The organism is Geothrix sp. SG200 (genome assembly GCF_022808935.1).
In the GTDB taxonomy this organism is placed as follows: domain Bacteria; phylum Acidobacteriota; class Holophagae; order Holophagales; family Holophagaceae; genus Geothrix; species Geothrix alkalitolerans.
Genome location: NZ_JAKZFR010000007.1, coordinates 1 through 21412 on the forward strand (window position 1 = coordinate 1; position 21412 = coordinate 21412).

A 21412-nucleotide genomic window follows, 5' to 3' on the forward strand; every position below is an offset into this window, starting at 1 on the left:
GCACGGCCGCCAGGGCGAGGGTGGCGAGCAGGGTGCGGAAGGGGTGTCGCATGGAGCCTCCAGAGATTAGGTGTTTCACCATGCAATTCAGTCTAGGCGCTTCCAATGAAGTTGCAACACCTTTTTTTGAAAATCGCCGCCCCGACCCCTGAACGCCCCGTTTCGCGAGGGGCGATGCTGGGGAACCCAGCGTCTCCGCCTGGGTCAGGTGGCCGCGTTCAGGTCCGCCAGATGGCGGCGGACGCCCGACGGATCGGGCTTCGGGCCAGTATTCATACCGGCATTCGCGCCGGGAGTGGCTCCCGGCCGCTCTCCTCCGGTCCGGAAGAACCCGAGGGTGGCCTGGAGGTGCGCAGCCTGGGCAGACAGCTCCTCCGCCGTCGAGGCCATTTCCTCCGCGGCTCCGGCATTCTCCTGGATCACGCGGCTGAGCTGCTGGATGGCCGAGTTGATCTGTCCCGCCCCCGTGGCCTGCTCCCGGGAGGCGGCGCTGATCTCCTGGACCAGCTCGGCGGTTTTCCGGATGTCGGGCACCAGCTTCGCGAGCATCTTGCCCGCCCGCTCGGCCACGTCGACGCTGGCCGAAGACAGCTGGCTGATCTCGCCGGCCGCCACCTGGCTGCGCTCGGCCAGCTTGCGGACTTCGGAAGCCACGACCGCGAAGCCCTTCCCATGCTCGCCGGCCCGCGCCGCCTCGATGGACGCATTGAGGGCGAGGAGGTTGGTCTGCCAGGCGATGTCGTCGATGATCTCGATCCGGGCGGCGATGTCCTTCATGGCCGCCATGGCCTCCGCCACCGCGGCTCCGGTCTTCCCCGCGTCGCCGGCGGCCTGCATGGCCATCCGTTCCGTCTGGCTGGCGTTGTCCGCGTTCTGCCGAATGGTGGCGTTCATCTCCTCGATGGAGGCGGCGGCCTCCTCGGCCGACGCCGCCTGCCGGGAGGTGCCGCTGGAGAGCTGCTCGGCGCCGATCGCGATCTGATGGCTGCCCCGGGCCACCTCGGCCGCGGCGCCCCGGATCTCCGTCACCACCTGGTTCATGCTCTCCATCATCTTCTTCATGGCGTAGAGCACCCAGCTGGCTTCGTCCCTCCCGGGCACCTGGATCTTGACCGCTAGGTCGCCCTTGGCGAGCTGCTTGACTGCCTCCACGCTCAGGCGGAGCGGCTTGGCGACGCTGCGGGCGATCGCCAGGGTGAACAGGATGAAGAGGAAGCCGGCGAGGCCCAGGCCGATGGCGAGGAGGCTCCGGGTCCTCGCCATGCTGGCGACTTCCGCGTCCTTCTTGGCGGTGAAGACCTTCTGCTGCTCTCCAATGAGCCTGATCAGGAGACCCTTGGCCTCGCGCCAGGCGGGCTTCTCCTTCTGCACCAGCAGCGCCGTGGCGGCATCCTGGTGCCCCAGGGAAGCCTGGCGCTGGACCTCGACCTGAAGGGCGTGGTCCTCGGCCCAGAGGGCGAGCAGGGTCGGCAGGCGTACCCGCATGCCTTCGGGGGCCAGGCGCTCCGCGTGGGCCAGGGCCTCGGCCGACTGCCGGTAGGCTTCTTCGAAATTCTGCCTGGCCTGGTCGTCGGCTGGATCGATCAGGAGATTCCGGGTGGCTTGGCCCATCTGCAGGCCTTCGGCCTGGGCCCGGTTGAGGTCCACGAGCAGCCGGAGGTCCCGATCGACCATCGCCGTGATCGAAGCCTCCATCTGGCGCCGCTGGACATGCGACAGCACCCCGATCGTGCCGAGGCTCAGGACGGTGAACCCGAGGAGCAGGTTCAGCTTCCATCTGATCGTCATGTTCTTGAACACCAGGGGCCCCTCCGGGAAAGGTGACGTAACAATAAATGGCAATGCTCAATAAGTAACAAGCAATATGGGGGCCAGCGACCTCGTCACGGCCCATTTCATGGACCGCATGCAGTTGACGCCTTAAATCGCCCAGAGGCAGAAACATCAGGTCGATCAAATCCTGTCCACCCGGTCAACGCCTGACCAGAAGGCCCCGAATCGGCTCACCCCCAGCCGCCACCGGGCCTACATTGGAGCCATGGACCCGGGATCCCAGGCGCTCCGGCGCGCCCCCCTGCTCTCCGAGAGGCCCGCCGACGGGGTGCTGCTCCGGGCGGAATACTTCCAGGGCCAGATCGACTTCCGGGCTTTCTGCGCGACCTACCCCCACCACCGGGTGCTGTCCACCAACCCCCTGGTGCTGGAACCCGAGGCCGGAACCTGGGTGTACCTCGCCCGGTTCGGGGCGGCGGTGTTCTGGGGCGCCTCCCCCGAGGTCACGGCCTCGGTCCTCCAGGACCTGGCGCGCCTGCCGGGAACGGGCGCGCGGGCCGAGGCCGCCCGGGACGAGCTGCGGGTCCACCTCGGCGCCGAGGCGGACCGGGTGGGCTTCTCGGAGGTCTGGCTGCGGGAGCTCACCCTGGACAAGCTGAAGATCGTCTCGCTCGCCCTCGCCCAGAGCGTGGCCCTGGATGCGGTGGAGGCGGAGGTGAGCCAGGCCCTGGCCCGCTTCGGACCGGTGGTGACCGCCCTCCGCGAGGAGGGACGCCTGGTGCCCGGCCAGAAGGATCTGCTGCGCACCGTGGGCTTCGCCATGGCGGTGCGCGCGGCGGTGCTGGACACCCTCACCCTCTTCGACGACCCGCCGGAGACTTGGGAGAGCGAGGCGCTGGCCCACCTGGATGGGGCCCTCTTCGACCAGTTCGACCTGGAGGAGCGCCTGTCCGCCGTGAACCAGAAGGTGGCCTACCTCCAGGACGCCGGCGCCACGGTGCTGGACGTGCTGGCCCACCGCAAGGACCAGCGGCTGGAGTGGATCATCATCGTGCTCATCCTGGTCGAGGTGGTCCTCTTCGTCTGGAAGGAGTTCCCCCTGAAGTGAGCCGAAAAGGCTACACCTTCGGCGCCGCCATCCCGAACTGGGCCCAGCCCTCCTTCGTCGGCCCATAGATGCTGGGCACATGCAGGCCGGCCTGGCGCATGAGGACCGTCATCTGGCCCCGGTGGTGCGCCTGGTGGCTCACGAGCACGTAGAGCGCGAAGGCGCCCGTCCAGGTCTCGCCGTAGAGCGTGAAGTTCCGCCCCAGCTCCGTGTTGCTCCAGCTGCCCATGTGGTCCAGCAGGGAGTCGCTCACGACGCGGTAGGCGGCGACGATCTCGGCCATGGTGGGCGGCGGCGGCGTGGCGATGAAGCCGTCGGGGCCCAGCCCCACCGGGCCCTTCACCTTCAGGCCCAGGTTCTGGGGCAGCTCCAGGATGGTCTCCACCAGGTGCCAGGCCATGCGCCGCAAATCCCGGTGCTGCTCATCCACAGCCTGGTGGGCCGCGGCGTCCGGAATGGCCTCGAAGACGGCCAGGGTCTTCTCCGCCTCCTGCTGCCAGATGGTCTTGAAGTCCTCCACGCGACGGAACATGCGGCCTCCGGAAAGATCCCCGGAAGCATAGCGCAAACCCGCGCGGAGGAGGTCAGACCGGCGTGACGCTCCTGCGCTTGGCGGGCCAGGACTCGCGTCGGCGGGCGCGGGCGAGGCGGGTGATGAGCTCGCGCCGGAGGTCGGCGGGATCCACGATGGCGTCCACGTGCAGGTCGGCGCCCAGCTTCTTCAGGTCGATGTCCTCGTTGTACTCGTCGCGGAGCTGCTGGACGTAGGCGGCCCGCTCTTCTTCGGGCTTCTCGGCGATCTTGTTGGCGAAGACGGCGTTCACCGCGGCTTCGGCGCCCATGACGGCGATGCTGGCTGTGGGCAGGGCCAGGGTGGCGTCGGGGTCGAAGCCCGGGCCGCTCATGGCGTAGAGGCCCGCGCCGTAAGCCTTGCGCACCACCACGCAGATGCGCGGCGTGCTGCAGGAGGCCATGGCACTGATCATCTTCGCGCCGTGGCGGATGATGCCCTGCTTCTCCACGGCGCTGCCGATCATGAAGCCCGGCACGTCGCTGAGAAACACCAGGGGGATGCCGAAGGCGTCGCAGAGCGTCATGAACCGGGTGGCCTTGTCAGCGCTGTCCACGAAGAGCACGCCGCCCTTCACGCGGGGCTGGTTGGCCAGGATGCCCACGGGCTTGCCCTCGAGGCGGGCGAGGCCCGTGATGATCTCGCCGGCATAGAGCTTCTTCACTTCCAGGAAGCTCCCCTCGTCCACCAGGCCCTCGATGAAATCCTTCATCTGGAAAGGGGAGTTGATGTCCTTGGGAACCAGTGCGCCCAAGGCTTTCGCTTTGGGCGATACCGCCTTCGGCGGAGCGGCGGGCAAGGCGTCTTCGCAGTGCCGGGGGAAGTAGGAGAGATACTGGCGGCAGAGGGCGATGGCCTCCTGCTCGGTCTTGCAGAGGAAGTCGCCGCAGCCGCTCACGGAGCAGTGCATGCGGGCGCCGCCCAGGTCCTCCAGGCTGATCTTCTCGCCGATGACCATCTCCGCCATGCGGGGCGAGCCCAGGTACATGCTGGCGTTGCCCTCCACCATCATCACCACGTCGCAGAAGGCGGGGATGTAGGCGCCGCCCGCGGCCGAGGGGCCGAAGAGCAGGCAGACCTGGGGCACCAGGCCCGAGAGCGCCACCTCCATGTGGAAGATGGTGCCGGCGTGCCGACGGCCGGGGAACATGTCGAGCTGGTCCGTGATGCGGGCCCCGGCGCTGTCCACCAGGTAGAGCATGGGGACCTTCATGCGCATCGCCACTTCCTGGATACGGATGATCTTCTCCACCGTCCGCGCGCCCCAGCTGCCGGCCTTGATGGTGCTGTCGTTGGCCATGAGCGCCACTGGGCGGCCATCCACCGTGGCCGTGCCCGTGATGACGCCATCGGCGGGCAGGTCCTTGTGCAGCGCGTTGGCGAAGAGGCCGTCCTCGCTGAAGCTGCCCTCGTCCACCAGCAGGTGGATGCGCTCCCGGGCGAAGAGCTTGCCGGCCTCCGTGTTCTTCTCGTGGGCCTTGGCCGCGCCGCCTTTCTTGATGCGCTCAACTTCCGAATGGAACTGGTCCAGCTGCATGGGTGCCTCGGGATGGATCCTTCAGCATAGCGGCCCGGCGTGCGATCCTGGAGGGATGCAAGACGCAGACGGGTCGCGGCGGACCGGGTTCCTGACGGTGCCTTTTCTCGTCGTCTGCGTTTTTTATTTCCTGGTCTTCGCCGCGGGCTACCAGCTCTTCCCCGTGGTGCCCCTGCGGCTCCGGGAGTTCGGCGCCAGCCTGGCGGAGAGCGGGCGCTTCCAGACCGCCTTCATGCTGGGCTCGGGCTTCGGGGCGCTGGTTACGGGTCCCCTGGGCGACCGCCTGGGGCCACGCCGCGTGCTGCGGGTCGCCACATTGGCGGTGGTGGGGATCCTCCTCGTCTACGCCCTGCTGAGAGTCCGCTGGGTGTTCTACCTGCTGGCGCCCCTGCACGGCCTGCTCTGGTCGGCCCTGCGCACGGCCTCCGTGGCCAAGGTGGGCGGCATCCTGCCCCTGGCCCACCGGGCCCAGGGGCTCTCGATCTTCGGCCTGACGGGCCCCGGCGGCGTGGCCGTGGGCCCCCTGGTGGGGCTCTGGCTGATGCCCCACCTGGGCTTCTCATGGATGCTGGCCCTGCTGGCGGGCGTCTTCGTGGCGCTGCACCTGCTGATCGGCTTCCTGCCCCGCGAGGAGCCCCGCGAGATCGAAGCCGCGAGCCTGTTCCAATGGCCGGACCGCAGTGTGTGGGGTGCGGTGGCCGTCATGGGCCTGGTGGGCCTCAGCTTCGGCCCCATGCCGCCCTACAGCGCCCAGGAGGCGAAGGCCCTGGGCCTGCCCTGGCCGTCCGCATTCCTGACCTGCTTCGCCCTGGGCATGATGGGCATGCGCGGCCTGCTCGCCCTCACCGGCATGGGCCGGCGGCCCGTGGCCCTGCTGCCGTGGATGGCCGCGCTCACCGCCCTGGGCTACGGGCTGCTGGCCTTCCTGCCGGGGGGCCTGGCCCGGCACCTGTCCTCGGGCCTCGTCTACGGCGCGGGCTACGGCATGGTGCACACGCTCATGCTCACCCATGTCATGGAGACCACGCCGCCCCACCACCGGGGCGCGGCCACCGGCGCCTTCTTCTTCGCCTTCGACGCGGCCACCGCCATAGGGTCCCTGGGCCTGGGCTGGGTCATGCAGCACGCCAGCTTCCGCTGGGGCTGGGCCGTCGGGGCGGGCCTGATGACCCTGTGCGTTCCCGTGGCGCAGCGCGTGGTCCGCAGACCGGCCGTGACATCCGTGCCGGGGGCCTCTGTCATCGTAGAGGGATGACGGATCTTTCGAGCCCGCGGCCGCGCCTGATGACGCGGCAGTTTGCCCTCGTCTGGGCCATCACGTTCGTGACCTTCTTCGCGGCCTTCCAGCTCTTCCCCACAGTGCCGCTGCGACTGCGCGCCCTGGGGGCCAGTCTGGCGGAAAGCGGCCGGTTCATGAGCCTCTTCACCGCCGGCAGCGCCCTGGGCGCGCTCTTCACGGGCCCGCTGGGCGACCGCGTGGGACACCGCCGCCTGGTGGTCACTTCCGCCTCGCTCTATGCGCTCTTCCTGGGCGCCTACGCAATGATGCCGGTGCGCTGGGGTTTCTACGCCCTCGCCTTCCCGCACGGCATCGTCTGGTCCGGCCTGCTGACGGCCACCATGGCTTCCCTCTCCCATGTGTTGCCGGAAGATCGCCGCGCCGATGGCCTCAGCCTCTATGGCCTGGCCAGCCCCGGGGGCGTCATCGTGGGCCCGCTGCTGGGCCTGTGGATCCACCAGCATTGGGGGTTCGCCCCCATCGGGTGGTACCTGGCCGCCCTGTTCCTGGCCCTCGCCGGCCTGGGCACCACCCTGCCCAAGGACCAGCCCCACGGCCGGGCCGAGGGTTTCCAGCGGCCGGACGCGTCGGCCCTGGGCCCCAGCCTCGTGCTCTTCTGCGTGGCCCTGGGCTACGGGGCGCTGGGGAGCTACACGGCCCAGGAGGCCCTGGCCCTCGGCATGCCCCTGCCCTCCGCCTTCCTCTCCTGCATGGCCCTGGGCATGGTGCTGATGCGCATCGCCATGCTGCGGACGGGCTTCGGCAGGCGCCCCATCCGCCTGCTCCCGGCCATGCTGGTGGGCGCCCTGGCGGGCATGATCCTGCTGGCCGCCCTGCCCGGAGCCCTGGCCCGCCATGTGACTTCCGCCGTGCTCTACGGGGCCGGCTACAGCATGGTCCACACCCTGCTCAACGCGAAGCTCCTGGAGACGGCCGACCCCAAGCGCCGGGGCGCGGCCTTCGGGGCCCTCCTCTTCGCCTTCGACTCGGGCATCGGCCTCGGCAGCTTCGGCCTGGGCTGGATCATCGGCCACCAGGGCTACCGCATGGGCTGGGCCCTGGGTGCGGCGGCCATCCTGGCCTCTCTGCCCGTGGCCCTCCGGCTCAGCCGGCCTGCGACCGTCTGCCCCTGACCCCTGGATCTTGGCCTCTGGAAGAGCCAAGTCCAGGCCCCGGCTTGACGTCATTTTAATTTGAGTGCAAACTATTTGAATGCAAATTAATAACTCTGAGACTCAGGAAAAACACCTCCACGCCGAGGAGGTCATGCAAAGCCTGAGGCGCATCGTCAAGGCGCTGCACGACTACTCGATGCGGGTGGAGAAGCAATGCGGGCTCACCGGTCCCCAGCTCTGGGCCCTCTGGGAGTTGAACCGGGCCGGCACGCTCTCGCTGAAGGCCCTCTCGAAACAGATGCACCTCGAACCCAGCACGGTCACGGGTGTGGTGGAGCGCCTCCACAAGCGGGGCCTGCTCACGCGGGAGCCCGACCCCGCCGACCGCCGCCGGGTGATGCTCTCCCTCACGGCGGAAGGGTCCCAGCTCCTCAAGGGCGCGCCGCATCCGGCCCAGGGGCAGCTCCTCTACGCCCTCCACGGCATGGACCTCGACTCCGTGGCGAGCCTCAACCAGTCCCTGAAGCGGCTCGCCTCGGACATGGAGGTGGATGCGACCGACGCCCGGTTCTTCTTTGCGGAGGGCTAGGATGGCGGTCTTCCATCTCGCGACCGACCTGGATGGCACTTGGCTGCCGGACCCCGGCCAAGTTCCCGACCTCCGACGGCTGGAGGCGACCCTGCTCGCGCAACCCGGGGCGGTGCTCACCTTCGCCACGGGCCGAACCTTCCTGTCCGCGCTCGAAGCCATCGAGCGGTGGGGCCTCCTGCCCCCGCAGCACCTGATTTCCGATGTGGGGACGGCCCTCTTCCACCGCAGGCCCGATGGCTCCTGGGAGGAGGACCGCGCCTGGGCCGACCGCGTGGCCGGACACTGGGACGCTGGCGCGGCGCAGCGCCTCCTCGAGGCCGGCCTGCCCGACGGCCTCCAGGTCCAGCCGGGCCTGGCCCCCATCCGCAGGCTCGGGCTTCAGCGGGCCGCAGGCGCGGACATGGCGGAGGCTGGGCGGAAGCTCCACCTGGCCTGCGAAGCTCACGGGCTGAAGGCTGACATTCTGCCGTCCCACGATCTCTACTTCGACGTCCTCCCGCCAGGCGTCCACAAGGGCGCGGCGCTCGCGTTCCTCCAGCAGACCCAGGATCTCCCGCGGCCCGTGGTGGGCTGCGGAGACTCCGCCAACGACCTGGGCCTGTTCGAATTCGCGGACCACCCCGTTCTCATGCCGACCGGGCTCGATGACCGGGAAGCGCCTCCCGCCCTGATCCGCCGGGCCCGCAGGGCCTCCTTCCCCGGCCCCCGGGGGATCCATGAGGCCCTCGCCGCCTTCGGCCTGCTTGATGAGGAGGAACATGACCATTGACCTGATCGCATCCGAACGGGAACCCTCCCAGCTCATCGTGGCCTCGCATCGGGGACCCTTCGCCCAACAGCCCGAGGGCGGGTGGCGCCGCAGGGTGAACGGCGTGTTCGGCGCGATGGAGCCGGTCATGCGCGCCACCGGAGGAACCTGGGTCTGCTGGGGCCTGCGGGAAGAGGGTGAGGTCATGCCGGAGCGGCACCGGACCGTGCTCATCGAGGAGGAGGAGCGGTTCCGGATCCACGAGGTGCTCCTGACGGGCGAGGAGGCCAAGGAGTTCTACGAGGGATTCACCACGGAATCCCTCTGGCCGATCCTCTTCTGCTTCCCCAGCAGGCTCCAGTTCACACCGGGACTCTGGGACACCTACCGGATGGTGAACGAGCGCTTCGCCCATGCCATCGCCCGCCTTGCGGCCCCCCGGGCCACCGTCTGGGTGCAGGACTTCCACCTGATGCTCCTTCCCGGGCTCCTGCGCAAGCTCCGGCCGGACCTCAAGCTGGGGTTCTTCCTCCACACGGCCTTTCCTCCCCCGGATGTGTTCGGCATCCTGCCCTGGCGGGAGGAGCTGCTCGACGGGGTGCTGGGATGCGACCTCGTCGGGTTCCACATTCCGCTCTACGCCACGAATTTCGCCCGGAGCTGCGGCCGGTTCCTGGGCGCCAAGCCCCACTGGCGGAGGAGCAACCTGGAAAGCCACGCCCTCGCCCCCACCCTGGTCTGTGATTCGCTGATGCACGGCGGACGCGCGGTGAAGCTCCTCTCCCTGGGCATCGGCGCCGCGAGGGAGGACCTGGAGCGCCTCGTCGACTCTCCCGAGGCCAAGGCCTACGCCTCCGACCTGAGGTCCCAGATGGCGGTGGATCATCTGCTCCTCTCGGCGGAACGCCTGGACTATGTGAAAGGCCCCGTCGAGCGCGTCAAGGCCATGGAGGCCCTCTTTGACCGGCATCCGGAATGGATCGGCCGGGTGACGCTCCTCCAGATCGCCGTCCCGAGCCGGGAGGGGGTGCCGGAGTTCGAGCGGCTCCGCGATCAGACCCACCAGGCCGTCGGGGAGGTGAACAGCCGCCTCGGCACGCCCACCTGGCTCCCCATCATCAATCTCGGCAGGACGCTGCCCCTCAAGGAGCTGGTGGGTCTCTACCTGGCCGCGGACGTCTGCCTCGTGACGCCCCTGCGCGACGGCATGAACCTCGTCGCCAAGGAATACGCCCTCTGCCGCGAGGACGGCGCGGTGGTCCTCTCGGAATTCGCCGGCGCCGCCTTCGACCTCCCGGGCGCGGTGCTCGTCAATCCCTTCTCCCCCGAGCATGTGGCCGAGGGCATCCACACCGCGCTCACGCTGCCCGCCAGTGAGCGGAAGAAGCGGTTCCGGGCCATGCGCCGCGTCAGCCGGAACCGGGATCTCGGCTGGTGGCGGAAGGCATTCACGAAGGAACTGGAGGAGGCCTAGCCTCCGCCCGGACCGGTTCGGAGTCGGCATGCATGTGAAAAAGGCGCTGGAGGAGTTCGAGGGCTTCGCGCTGCGTGGGAACGTCCTGGATTTCGTCATGGCCGTGGTCATCGGGGGCGCCATCGGACGGATCATCACCGCCTGCGTCGATGGCCTGGTGATGCCCACCTTCGCATTCTGGTTGAGAGAAACCCAGTGGGAGAAATGGACCTACTGGCAATGGCGGATCGGCCCGGTGATCTCGGCGATCTTGGACTTCCTGGCCAAGGTCGGAGTGATGTATCTGCTTCTGATCAAGGGGCTTGGAAGCCTGCGAAGGGGGGCCGAGACCGGGGGTTCGGGGGTGGGATCCAGGGTCTGCTCCTTCTGCAGGGAGCCCATCCACCCCGAGGCCACCCGCTGCCGGTGGTGCGGGAGCAGCCTGCCGGCCCCCCTGGTTCCCGGGAAGTAGCCCGCCCGGCCGATGGAGGTACCATCGAGGCACCTGCCCCACGGGAGTCCGCCATGACACCATGCAGGACCCTAGTCCGGACCGCGACCTTCCTCCTTCTCGGCGTCCTGCTCCCGCTTCAGGCGGTCGCCCCGACGCCCCAGGGCTTCCCTGTGAGCCACCATGGCGTGGAATTGTTCCGGATCTCCACGGGCCTCGGCGCCTTCTCCGCCGAAGAGCGTGCGAAGGCGCTCGAAGGGAGGCTCGCGGAACTGGACAGGAACCCTTTCGCCCCCCTCCCGCCCCTGCGGGTGATCCAGGAGGGGCCTGATGCCCAGGTCACCGCAGGAGACGTGATCCTGTTCACCGTGACGGAGGCCGATGCAGCCGCGGCGGGCACCGAAAAGTCGGCCCTTGCGGAGCAGCGCCGGGCCGCCGTGGAGCAGGTCCTCGTCCAGTTCCGGCCCGCCAACCGCCTGAAGCGCCTGGCCGCCGGCGCCGCCCTGGCGCTCCTGGCCAGCCTGGCGGCCTGGGTCCTCTACCGGCTGATCCGGCGCCTGATGGGGGCCCTCAGGATCAGGCTTGAGCCTCGCGCCCTGGCCATGGCCGCCCAACTGAGATTCCAGGACCTGGAGCTGATCCCGAAGGACCGGGCCCGCCAGCTCCTGAACCTCCTCGGAGGGGGCCTGCAGATCCTGGTGCTCCTCGTCGTGGGCTACGCCTACCTGAGTGTGCTGTTCGGGATGTTTCCCTGGACCCGCGGGCTGACCTGGCGGTTGTTCCATGCCGTCCTGCAGCCTCTGAGCGTGGCAGGGCGCGCCATCCTGGACTACCTTCCGAACCTGTTCTACCTGGCCATCATCTTCCTGGGAACCCGGTACGCGCTCCGGTTCCTCCGCCTGATCTTCGAAGCCATCCAGGACCATCGCCTGAAGTTCGCCAGCTTCCACCCGGACTGGGCCGACCCCACCCACAAGCTGGCCAAACTCGTGACTCTGGCCATCGCCCTCGTGCTGGCCTTCCCCTACCTTCCCGGTTCGGGGTCCGAGGCCTTCAAGGGCGTCAGCCTCTTCCTCGGCGTCATCGTCAGCTTCGGTTCCTCGGGCGCCATGGGGAATGTCATCGCAGGCGTCCTGCTCACCTACATGCGCCCCTTCCGGATCGGGGACCGCGTGCAGATCGGCGACGCGACCGGCGACGTGATCGAACGTTCGGCCCTGGCCACGCGGCTCCGCACGATCAAGAACGTGGAGATCAGCATCCCCAATGCCACCATCCTCGCAAGCCAGGTGCACAACTACTCCGCCAGCGCCGGGGAGGGCGGCCTCATCCTCCACAGCACAGTCACCATCGGGTACGACGTGCCCTGGCGAACGGTGCATGGCCTGCTGTTGGATGCGGCCGTCGCCACAGAGGGCCTCCTGGAGGTCCCCGCGCCGTTCGTCCTCCAGACCAGCCTCGACGATTTCTACGTGTCGTACCAGATCAACGCCTACACCCTGGAACCCAGGCGCATGGCCGACCTCCAATCGAGCCTTCACCAGCACATCCAGGAAGCCTTCAACCGGGCCGGGGTGGAGATCATGAGCCCCCACTACCGCGCCCTGAGGGACGGGAACACCGCCACGGTCCCCGAGTCCCATCGCCCTCCGGATTACCGGGCTCCCGCCTTCCGGGTGGACCTGGAGCGGGAGGACACCTAGAGGGCCCGGGGAGGAAATCCCTCCCGCGCAACCGGCCTGTCGGATGGGTGAACGTCAGCTCCGGCGGTGCAGCTTGTAGGCGCTGGCCTGATCGACGCACTTCACGAGGATCTCGTCGATGTTCACGTGGTCCGGGAGCATGAGGCACCAGCGCACGCACTCGGCCACATCAAAGGCACTGAGGGGCTTCACACCCTGGTAGACCGCGGCGGCCTTGGCGCCGTCCTTGAGCCGGACGTTGGAGAACTCGGTCTCGGCCATGCCGGGGTCCACGGAGGTCACGCGGATCTGCTCGCCGTTCAGCTCCAGGCGCAGGCTGTGGGCCATGGCCTTCACGCCGAACTTGGAGGCGCAGTAGACGCTGCCGCCCTCGTAGGGCTGATGGCCCGCCGTGGACCCGATGAAAAAGACGTGGCCCCAGCCGGCCTTGCGCAGGTGCGGCAGGCCCGCACGGACGGTCTTCACCACGCCTTCGACGTTGGTGCGCATCATGGCTTCCAGGTCCTCGTCCGGCGTTTCCCACATCTTGTAGGTGCCGCTGGCCAGGCCCGCGTTGGCGATGAGGACGTGGAGGCCCCCCAGCTCGGCGGCGGCCTCCGCCACGAACGTATCCACGCTGGCGGTGTGGCGTGTGTCCACGGCCCCGGCAAAGACCTTCACGCCATGGGCCTTCTGGAGCTCGTCGGCCAGGGCCTGCACGCGCTCCACCCGGCGGGCGCCCAGGGCCAGGTGGCACCCCTGCGAGGCCAGCAGCCGCGCCATGGCTTCGCCGAAGCCGCTGGACGCGCCGGTGATGAGGACGATGGGGTGCTCAGGGCGCATGGCGTCTCCTGTGGGATTCAGCGGTAGTTCCGGTGGAATTCGCCCAGGGCTTCGACGACCTTCTGGAGCTTGTCCGTGGGCGGCAGGATGGTGGTGCGGAAGTGGGCCGTGCTATCGGCCTGGCCGAAGCCGGAGCCGGGCACCACGCAGATCCCCGTCTGCTCGAGCAGCGCCATGGCGTAGTCGAAGTCCGTGCGGCCGGGCGGCAGCGTGATGCTGGGGAAGGCGTACATGGCACCCGCGATCACGTTGCAGGCGATGCCCTCGATGCGGTTCAGGCCCTCGGCCAGCAGGATGGCCCGCTGCTTCAGCGCGCCGAGGATGGCGGCCTTCTCCTCGGCGTACCGGGCGTACGAGGGCATGCCCGGCTTCGGAGGACGCACCATCGCGCAGGTGGCTGCCTGGCCCGCCAAGTTGGCGCAGAGGCTCACGCTCTGGAGCTTGAGGATCTGGGCGGCCACGTCCTCGGGCACGTTCCGGTACTCGAAGTAGCCGCCGCGCACGCCGCACTCGCCCAGGAAGCCTTTGGAGCAGGAGTGGAAGCTGAAGAGGGAGACCTCCTTCGCCTCCATCTGGTGGAGCACCTTGGCGAAGGACACGAACTCGTCGCCCGGCAGGTAGATGTTCTCCTGGTAGACCTCGTCGGCCAGGATCGAGAGTCCGTGATCCCTCGCGAACCCGATGACCATCTCGATGTTGGCCTCGTCCAGCACCGCGCCCGTGGGATTGCCCGGGTTGATGACGCAGATGGCCTTCACGTGGGTGCCTTCGGCCTTCGCCTGGGCCAGGGAGGCCTCCAGCATGGCGCGGCTCAGCTTCCACCCGTTGGCCTCGTCCAGGTAGTAGGGCACCATGCGCCCCTCGTACAGCGTGATGGTGGCCGAGTACAAAGGGTACTGAGGGATGGGGATCATGATGCCGTCCTGGGGGCCGGCGATGAGCAGGCGCAGGATGGTCTGCACGCCCTTGCTGGCGCCGTCCGTCAGGAAGATGGCGTCGGGATCCACCCGCATGTGGTCGCGCTCCAGGATGAATTCGGCCACCGCCTCGCGGATGAACCGCACGCCGCGGCTCTCGCTGTAGGCGCCGAGGCCGTGCTTCGTCCCGGCGAGGATGGCCTTGGCGGTCTCGATCACATCGGGCGGGAAGATTCCGGGGGCCAGGTCCATCAGCGCCGGATATTCGCAGAGGGCTAGGATCTGGCGGTTCCAGGTGAGCGCCTTCTGGCCCAGGGACTGGGGGTTCCCGATGTTGCAGTAGATGATCTCGCGGCCCTGCTTCTCCAGTTCCGCGGCCCGGGCCACGATGGGGCCCCGCACGGCGTATTCGGTCTCGAGGACGGCCTTGCCGAGGTCGGTCAGATGAATGGTCATGGGCACTCCAACCCTTGAGTTTAACCCGGGGCCGCACTGTGACCGCCGTCATCCTACTCCGCGACAGGGCCTCCGGCCTTGGGCGGCGCGGGGTGGGCCGCTAGACTGGACCCTCCGGACCCATCCGCACGCCATTCCACCTCCCTATCTGAAGAGGCATCCATGCTCGGTTTCTCGCTCACCCCCGAACAGCTGGCCGAAAAAGAACGGGCCCATACCTTCGCCGAGAAGATCATGCGCCCCGTGGCCCGCAAGTACGACGAAACCGGCGAGTGGGCCGTGGACGTCTACAAGGCCGCCTTCGACTACGGCTACCTTCAGGCCCTGGTGCCCGAGGACTGCGGCGGCCCCGGCGCTTCCCAGATGGATGAGGCCATCGTCTGCGAAGAGCTGTCCTGGGGCTGCGGCGGCCTCTACACCTCCATCATGGCCAACGGCCTGGCCATGACGCCCCTCCTCATCGCGGCGAGCCCCGAGCAGAAGAAGAAGTGGCTGGGCATGATCGCCGAGGAGCCCAAGTTCGCGGCCTTCTCCCTCTCCGAGCCCAACGCTGGCTCCGACGCTGGCGGCATGAGCTGCCGCGCCGAGAAGAAGGGCGACAAGTACATCATCAACGGCACCAAATGCTACTGCACCAACGGCGGCTACGCCGACTGGTACGCGCTCTTCTGCAGCACCGACCCCAGCAAGGGCGCCCGCGGCACCAGCTGCATCGTCGTGCCCCGCGATACGCCGGGCCTGGTGGTGGGCAAGGCCCTGGACAAGATGGGTCAGCGCGCCAGCAACCAGGTGGAGCTCTACTTCAACGACGCCGAGGTGCCCGCCGAGAACCTCCTCGGCAAGGAGGGCATGGGCTTCGTCATCGCCATGAAGACCCTGGACCAGACCCGCGCCGCCGTCGCCGCCGGGGGCGTGGGCGTGGCCCGCGCCGCCTACGAGATCGCCCTGCAGTACGCGAAGACCCGCATCCAGTTCGGCCAGCCCATCTTCGCCAACCAGGCCATCAGCTTCATGCTGGCGGACATGGCCAAGAAGATCGAGGCCGCTCGCCTGCTCACCTGGCAGGCCGCCTGGATGACCGACAACGGCATCAAGAACTCCAAGCAGAGCGCCATCGCCAAGACCTTCGCCACGGACACCGCCATGGAAGTCACCACCGACGCCGTGCAGATCCTCGGCGGCAACGGCTACAGCCGCGACTACCTGGTCGAGAAGTGCATGCGCGACGCCAAGCTGCTCCAGATCTATGAAGGGACGAACCAGATCCAGCGGCTGGTCATCGCCAAGGAGATCCAGCAGGGCAATTAGGCCGCTGGATCGTCCGGGTCGCGAGCGGACAGCGCACCGGCGCTGTCCCGAGCGGGGACCCGGCGTTCGTCCATAACCAGATCCAGCGCCTGGTGATCGCGAAAGAGATCCAGCAGGGCAACAAAAGGGGCGAAGCCCCCATGCGCAGAAGGCGGCCCGTGGCCGCCTTCTGCGTTTTGGGTCTTGAAGACCGCAACCCCCGACCCTAGAATCCCTGTCAACCATCCATCTTTACCAGCTCAACAGCCGTGAAAAGTGGGGGAGGGACTCCCGCCGGGGATCCCGGTTTCACTTGGGCGCAAGCCCCCGCGATCCGCATGCCTGGTGCGTATCGCGCGACCAACCTCCAGGCTTATGGGGCTTCGTCCCCGGGAAGAAAGTCATGTCCGAAGGTACCGTCAAGTGGTTCAACGCCGAGAAGGGGTTCGGGTTCATCACCCCCGATGAGGGTGGGGCCGACATCTTCGTTCACTACTCAGCCGTCCAGGCCAAGGGGTTCCGCACCCTCGAGGAGAAGCAGCGGGTCAGCTTCGATGTGGTGCAGGGCCCCAAGGGACCCCAGGCTGCGAACGTCAACAAGATCTGATCCCCGTTTTTCCCCCGGGCCCCGGTTCCGGCCGGGGCTCGTCGCGTACCCTGGAGCCATGAAGAAGGTCTCCCTCCGCCCGGTCCTGGGCATCCTGCTGATTGCCGTGGTGGTCTTCCTGTCGCTGGAGGGATTCCGCCGCGACCCCCGGTTCGGGTGGATCCTCCCGCTCACGGTCCTGGCCGGGGCCTGGCTGGGCTGGGCGATCCGGCAGGCCTGGCTGTACCCGTCGCGGCTGACCCGCGCCGAGGCCATGTGGGCCGCCGGCGAACCCGCCTCGACCGTGGCGGAGTGCCTCTCCCGGGCGCCCCTGGCCACCGGCGAGCTGGGCTATCGGATCCGCCTCCTGCAGAGCGCGGCGCACCAGTCCCTCGGCTACCGGGACCGGGCCTGGCTGGACGCCCTGGATGCCCAGCTCGCCCGCCTTCCCCTATGGAAGCGCCTGGTGGTGTCCCAGGCCTTCCGGCGGGTTCCCGACGCGCCTTCGTTCCGCCGCATCGCCTGGGGAGACCGGTTCATCCGGCTGGCTCCACGGATGGCCCGGCTGCGCCACCTGCAGGGCATCCTCCTCCTGCGCTCCGGCCGAGAGGATGCGCTGCATCAGGCCTGGACGCGGTTCGAGGACGCCCTCCCCCTGGCCTGGGATGATCCGCTGGTGCTCGAGGACCTGATGCTGGCCGGGTTCCAGCATGGACGGGAGGACGTGGCTGAGCGCGCCCTGGCGACGCTGATCTCCCGCCATGGCGACCCTCGGCTCCCCTGGGACCGGGGGGCGGCGGGCATGTACCTGCTGCGGAACGGCCGGCCCGCCGAGGCCCTGGGCCTGGTCGGGGGCCTCCCCCGGGACCGCCGGAACCAGCCCCTGCCCTGGCTCGTGGAGTGCCTCTCCCGGCGGCGCATGGGGGACATCGGCGGAGCCTGGCGGACGGTGGAGGATGCCGTCGGACAATTGCCGGACGCCTTCCGCCTATGGATGGAGCGGTACCAGATCGCACTCGACCTGGAGCGCGATGCAGAGGCGCTCGGGAGCCTGGCGCGGGCCTGGCGGACCCTCCCGGAGGGGACGGAGGGGGATCTCCTCCGCGAAGAGTGGCAGCTCCGCCGGGCGGAGTTCGCCTTCTGGTGGGAGGGCGATCCGGCCTTCGCGAAGCAACTCCTCGAGAAGATCCCGCCGGATCGCCGGGGCGACCATCGTCCGCCGCTTCTCCTGCAGGTCCGGGTGGCCCTGGGGGAATACGAAGCCGCCTATGGAGAAGTCGCGACCCTGCTCCAGCAGGCCCCCGACGACACGGACCTCCTGCTTCTCCAGGCCGACTGCCTCGCCGGCCTGGAAGCCTGGGAGGCCCTGCTGCCCTATCTGAATGGCCTGGGGGAGTCCTGCCGGGAGCGTGCAGAGTTCTGGCACCTGCGGGGGCTCGCCCGGGCCAACCTGGCCGATCACGTCCCCGCCCGCCTGGACTTGGAACATGCGGTGCGGATGGACCCCCGGAACCTGGGGTTCCTCATGGACGCGGGGCATGCCTGCGCGGAACTGGGCGATTGGGACCGGGCGGAAAGCCACTGGCGGCAGGCCCTCCAGGTGGACAGCCAGTCCGAGGAGGCCCTGATCCAGCTGGCGGAGGCGAGGCGTGAACTGGAAGACCTCGACGGAGCGCGCCGCTACCTGCGCGAATGCCTGCTCCACCACCCCGACAGCACCGATGCCCAGGCCCGCCTGGCGGAGCTGGAAGCGAACTGACCTCCCGGGATCACTCGGGTTTGATGTTCCGGAGCAGCGAGAGCTTGCTGTCGTAGCGGGCCTGCGCCTCGGGCTGAGCCCACTTGCGGGCCTTCTCCAGCGACTTGATGGCGTCCTTCGTCCGGCCCTGGGCCAGGGCCACCCGGGCCTGGATCCAGTAGAACTCCGGTTCATAGGGAAGCAGCCGGATGGCCTGCTTGATGCGCCGCCCCGCCTCGTCCCACTGCTGCTCCCCGAGGGCCTCTTCGGCCAGGAAGGCGTTGAAGAAGGGGTCCCGCTTCCGGATCTCCAGACCACGCTCGCGGTAGGCGATCGCTTCCTCCGTGCGGCCCTGGGCCCGGAGGAGGTTCTCCAGGTTCCCGCAGGGGGCGCCGTCCTTGGGATCTTCCGAGAGGGCCTTCCGGAACGAGGCCTCGGCGTCGGCGTCGTGCCCCTGGGCCCGCTGGACCACCCCCAGGATGTTCCAGCCCACGCCCAGGGCCGGATCCACCTCGATGGAATGGCGGGCGGCGTGGAGGGCTTCCTCCTGCTTCTCCTCCGCCAGCAGCTCCACCGCCCGGTTGCTGAAGTAGAGGGCCTTCACCCGCTTCGGCTCGAGCGGGGCGATCAGCAGGCTGTCCCGGCGAACTTCGGGCAGGAAGTCGGCCACCAGCTCCTGCCCCAGCGTCCCCGACTGCACCACGGCCACCACGTGCCGCTCGAACCGCACCGTCGTGCCCACCCGGCGCCAGCGGCTGATCCGCAGGGGCTCGCCGTACCGCACCTCGAGGCCGATCGACTTGCAGGCGCCCACGAAAAGCGCAGTCAAGCCCAGGCAGTTGGCTTTGCGATCCCGCCAGACCTCCTTGGGCGTCCGGGTGTAGGCATTGTCATAGACGATCCCCAGCCCGCCCTCCTCAGCCGGAGAGAAAAAGGCTCGGAGCAGGGTGGAGACCTTGGAGGAGATGCTCGGCCGGCCATTGGTCTGCTGGCGCGCAAAGGCCTGGACCTCCGGAGGCGGCTCGAAGGGATCCTCGCTAGCCGCCAGCAGCACGGCGCCGAACAGCAAGGGCAGGACACGCAGGCGCATGGAAGCTCCCGGCACAACATAGGGCTACGGACAGGAAGGTCAACGGGTTATGAGATGCTGGACGTGGAGGGATTATGCCGCGCCCGACTGCTGTTGTGTGTGCCTATTCCAGCGTGGGGACCTCGGCCCTGCAGGGGCTGCTGGAGGCCGGGGTGGAGGTGAAGGCCCTGTACACCTACGCCCAGGGGGCCGATGAGCAGTGGTTCACGCCGCCGGCGGTCGTGGCCGGGGCCCACGGGATCCCGGTCCACATGGCCCCCGCCTTCAACGCCGACGAGGTGTTCGAGGCCATCCATGCGCACCGGCCCGACTTCCTCTTCAGCTTCTACTTCCGGGAGATGATCCAGGCGCGTTTCCTGGAGATTCCGAGGCTGGGGGCCTACAACCTGCACGGCAGCCTGCTGCCGATGTACCGGGGCCGGGCGCCCATCAACTGGGTGCTGGTGAAGGGCGAGAGCGAAACCGGCATCACCCTGCACGCCATGACGCCCAAGCCCGACGACGGCCACATCCTGGCCCAGGCCCGCCTCCCCATCGACTGGGACGAGACCGCCCTCAGCCTCACGCAGAAGGCCGCGGACGCCGGTCGGGGTCTCGTGCGCGAGACCATCCCGGGCCTGGTGGATGGGAGCCTCCCCCGCATCGACCAGAAGACCCTGGGACCCTCCACCTACTTCGGAGGGCGGAAGCCCGCCGACTCCCGGCTCGATTTCGCCATGACGGCCCAGGAGGCCTTCAACCAGATCCGGGCCGTGGCCGACCCCTGGCCCAACGCCTTCCTTGAGACCGCCGAGGGCTCTGCCAAGGTGGCCTGGGCGCTGCCCACGGACCTGCCCTGCCCCCAGGGACGCTTCCTCGCCCTGAGGGATGGCGTGCTGCTCGGCTTCGCGGACGGGGCCCTGCGTCTCCACACACTCAAGGTGGAGGGAGCCCGGCTGGAGCGCCCCAGTGAGCAGGCCAACGCCCTCCGGGTGCTCGGGATCAGCGAAGGCTGAGCCGGCCTTCCGGGCCTCCCGGCCGGATCTGGCTCCGCCCTGGAATCCGGGGTATGCTGTCGCGCCCTCACGAGAAAAGGAAATCCATGCGAAGCGTGATCACTGGAACCGGCATCGGCCTGCCTCCGCACGTTGTCACGAACGCGGCCCTGGCGGGGATCATGGACACCTCGGATGAGTGGATCCGGACCCGCAGCGGTATCCAGGAGCGGCGCTTCGCGGAGCCCGGCCAGGGCTCCACCGACCTGGGCGTGCTGGCCTCCCGGGCCGCCCTGGCCGATGCCGGGCTGGCGCCCGGAGACCTCGACGCGGTGGTGTTCGCCACCATGACGCCCGACCACGTCCTCCCCGGCGATGGCCCCCTGCTGCAGGCGGCGCTGGGCCTCCGTACGGACCTCCCCACCTTCGACATCCGGCAGCAGTGCAGCGGCTTCCTCTACGGGCTGGAACTGGCGGACCTGCTCATCCAGAGCGGCCGGTACCGCAAGGTCCTGCTGGTGGGGGCCGAGGTGCATACGGGCTTCATGCCCTGGCACCTGGGCTGGGACACAGTGATCGGCCGTTCGACACGCGAGGTCACCGACGCGGAAAAGGCCGAGAACACCGCCAGCCGGGATCGCACCGTCCTGTTCGGCGACGGGGCCGGCGCCGTGGTGATCGAGGCGCGGGACGAGGACCGCGGCCTCCTGAAGACGAAGCTCTTCACCGATGGCACCGGGGCGGGCGTGTTGACCATGCCGGGCGCCAGCTTCAAGCGCCGGCCCTTCGTGGACCAGGCGCAGATCGAAGCCGGCGAGACCCTTCCGGTGATGTCCGGCAAGGAGGTCTTCCGGTCCGCGGTGACCCTCATGCCGCAGGCGGTTCGGGACGTCTGCGACGAGGGGGGCGTCACGGTGGCGGATCTGGACCTGGTGCTGGTCCACCAGGCGAACCTTCGCATCATCGAGGGCGTCCAGAAAGCGCTCGGCCTGCCGCCGGAGAAGGTGCCCCACAACATCGAGCGCTACGGCAACACCACCGCGGCCACCCTGCCCATTCTCTTCCACGAGTGCCGCCAGCAGGGCCTGGTGCGCCCCGGCGGCCTGGTAGCCTTCACCGCCCTGGGCTCCGGCCTGCACTGGGGCGCCGCCCTGTACCGGGCCTGAGAACGCCTGACGAGACCCCCCTGGATACGGATCGGGCCAAGGAGGA

General features: G+C 68.8%; 19 protein-coding genes. 13 read left to right on the forward strand and 6 right to left on the reverse strand.

Annotated elements, in window-relative coordinates:
* Nucleotides 1-204: 204 nt before the first annotated feature.
* On the reverse strand, nucleotides 205-1788 hold the full coding sequence (locus tag ML539_RS13260; RefSeq protein ID WP_243324600.1) for a methyl-accepting chemotaxis protein: 1584 nt from the start codon (nucleotides 1786-1788) through the stop codon (nucleotides 205-207).
* A gap of 250 nt (nucleotides 1789-2038) precedes the next feature.
* Between ML539_RS13260 and ML539_RS13265 the strand changes: the two genes are divergently transcribed.
* Nucleotides 2039-2881: an RMD1 family protein gene (locus ML539_RS13265; protein WP_243324602.1), complete on the forward strand. Its 843-nt coding sequence runs from the start codon at nucleotides 2039-2041 to the stop codon at nucleotides 2879-2881.
* A 10-nt stretch (nucleotides 2882-2891) separates the two neighbouring features.
* Here the strand turns inward: ML539_RS13265 and ML539_RS13270 are convergent, their stop codons facing one another.
* Nucleotides 2892-3413 (reverse strand): DinB family protein, encoded by a 522-nt coding sequence (locus ML539_RS13270; RefSeq protein ID WP_243324604.1) that lies wholly within the window; start codon nucleotides 3411-3413, stop codon nucleotides 2892-2894.
* Nucleotides 3414-3465: 52 nt separating this feature from the next.
* Complete coding sequence (locus tag ML539_RS13275) at nucleotides 3466-4989, reverse strand: acyl-CoA carboxylase subunit beta (protein WP_243324606.1); 1524 nt, start codon at nucleotides 4987-4989, stop codon at nucleotides 3466-3468.
* A gap of 55 nt (nucleotides 4990-5044) precedes the next feature.
* Here ML539_RS13275 and ML539_RS13280 point away from each other — a divergent pair, with 55 nt between their 5' ends.
* The 7 genes from ML539_RS13280 (at nucleotide 5045) to ML539_RS13310 (ending at nucleotide 12330) form a co-directional block, all read left to right on the forward strand.
* Complete coding sequence (locus ML539_RS13280; protein ID WP_243324607.1) at nucleotides 5045-6244, forward strand: MFS transporter; 1200 nt, start codon at nucleotides 5045-5047, stop codon at nucleotides 6242-6244.
* Between the two features lie 29 nt (nucleotides 6245-6273).
* On the forward strand, nucleotides 6274-7401 hold the full coding sequence (locus tag ML539_RS13285) for an MFS transporter (protein WP_243324608.1): 1128 nt from the start codon (nucleotides 6274-6276) through the stop codon (nucleotides 7399-7401).
* 133 nt (nucleotides 7402-7534) lie between these two features.
* Nucleotides 7535-7972, forward strand: coding sequence for a MarR family transcriptional regulator (locus ML539_RS13290; RefSeq protein WP_243324609.1), 438 nt, complete (start codon nucleotides 7535-7537; stop codon nucleotides 7970-7972).
* Between the two features lies 1 nt (nucleotide 7973).
* Nucleotides 7974-8744, forward strand: coding sequence for an HAD-IIB family hydrolase (locus ML539_RS13295; protein ID WP_243324610.1), 771 nt, complete (start codon nucleotides 7974-7976; stop codon nucleotides 8742-8744).
* Nucleotides 8734-10197, forward strand: a complete 1464-nt coding sequence (locus ML539_RS13300) for a trehalose-6-phosphate synthase (RefSeq protein WP_243324611.1) — start codon at nucleotides 8734-8736, stop codon at nucleotides 10195-10197. Before ML539_RS13295 ends, ML539_RS13300 begins: the two co-directional genes overlap by 11 nt.
* A gap of 28 nt (nucleotides 10198-10225) precedes the next feature.
* Nucleotides 10226-10648 carry an MscL family protein gene (locus ML539_RS13305; RefSeq protein ID WP_243324612.1) on the forward strand — a complete coding sequence of 141 codons (423 nt, stop codon included), beginning with the start codon at nucleotides 10226-10228 and terminating at the stop codon, nucleotides 10646-10648.
* 53 nt (nucleotides 10649-10701) lie between these two features.
* Nucleotides 10702-12330, forward strand: a complete 1629-nt coding sequence (locus tag ML539_RS13310) for a mechanosensitive ion channel family protein (protein WP_243324613.1) — start codon at nucleotides 10702-10704, stop codon at nucleotides 12328-12330.
* 54 nt (nucleotides 12331-12384) lie between these two features.
* Here ML539_RS13310 and ML539_RS13315 read toward each other — a convergent pair whose 3' ends face one another.
* Entirely contained in the window at nucleotides 12385-13152 is a 768-nt protein-coding gene (locus ML539_RS13315; protein ID WP_243324615.1) for an SDR family NAD(P)-dependent oxidoreductase, read from the reverse strand.
* 17 nt (nucleotides 13153-13169) lie between these two features.
* A complete protein-coding gene (locus ML539_RS13320) occupies nucleotides 13170-14525 on the reverse strand; it encodes an aminotransferase class I/II-fold pyridoxal phosphate-dependent enzyme (protein WP_243324617.1) in 1356 nt (451 codons plus the stop codon).
* A 162-nt stretch (nucleotides 14526-14687) separates the two neighbouring features.
* Between ML539_RS13320 and ML539_RS13325 the strand changes: the two genes are divergently transcribed.
* The 3 genes from ML539_RS13325 to ML539_RS15580 all read left to right on the forward strand — a co-directional run bounded on the left by ML539_RS13325 (nucleotide 14688) and on the right by ML539_RS15580 (nucleotide 18157).
* Entirely contained in the window at nucleotides 14688-15833 is a 1146-nt protein-coding gene (locus ML539_RS13325) for an acyl-CoA dehydrogenase family protein (protein ID WP_243287611.1), read from the forward strand.
* Between the two features lie 382 nt (nucleotides 15834-16215).
* The gene (locus tag ML539_RS13330; protein WP_243287612.1) at nucleotides 16216-16419 is read left to right on the forward strand and encodes a cold-shock protein; all 204 of its coding nucleotides are present in this window, start codon (nucleotides 16216-16218) and stop codon (nucleotides 16417-16419) included.
* Between the two features lie 58 nt (nucleotides 16420-16477).
* Nucleotides 16478-18157: a tetratricopeptide repeat protein gene (locus ML539_RS15580; RefSeq protein ID WP_279341659.1), complete on the forward strand. Its 1680-nt coding sequence runs from the start codon at nucleotides 16478-16480 to the stop codon at nucleotides 18155-18157.
* A gap of 10 nt (nucleotides 18158-18167) precedes the next feature.
* Here ML539_RS15580 and ML539_RS13340 read toward each other — a convergent pair whose 3' ends face one another.
* Nucleotides 18168-19226 (reverse strand): tetratricopeptide repeat protein, encoded by a 1059-nt coding sequence (locus tag ML539_RS13340; protein ID WP_243324618.1) that lies wholly within the window; start codon nucleotides 19224-19226, stop codon nucleotides 18168-18170.
* Nucleotides 19227-19300: 74 nt separating this feature from the next.
* On the opposite strand from ML539_RS13340, the gene ML539_RS13345 reads away from it, so the two are divergent.
* Both ML539_RS13345 and ML539_RS13350 read left to right on the forward strand, forming a co-directional pair.
* Nucleotides 19301-20221 (forward strand): formyltransferase family protein, encoded by a 921-nt coding sequence (locus tag ML539_RS13345; protein ID WP_243324620.1) that lies wholly within the window; start codon nucleotides 19301-19303, stop codon nucleotides 20219-20221.
* A gap of 86 nt (nucleotides 20222-20307) precedes the next feature.
* Nucleotides 20308-21366, forward strand: a complete 1059-nt coding sequence (locus ML539_RS13350) for a beta-ketoacyl-ACP synthase III (RefSeq protein WP_243324621.1) — start codon at nucleotides 20308-20310, stop codon at nucleotides 21364-21366.
* Nucleotides 21367-21412: the final 46 nt, after the last annotated feature.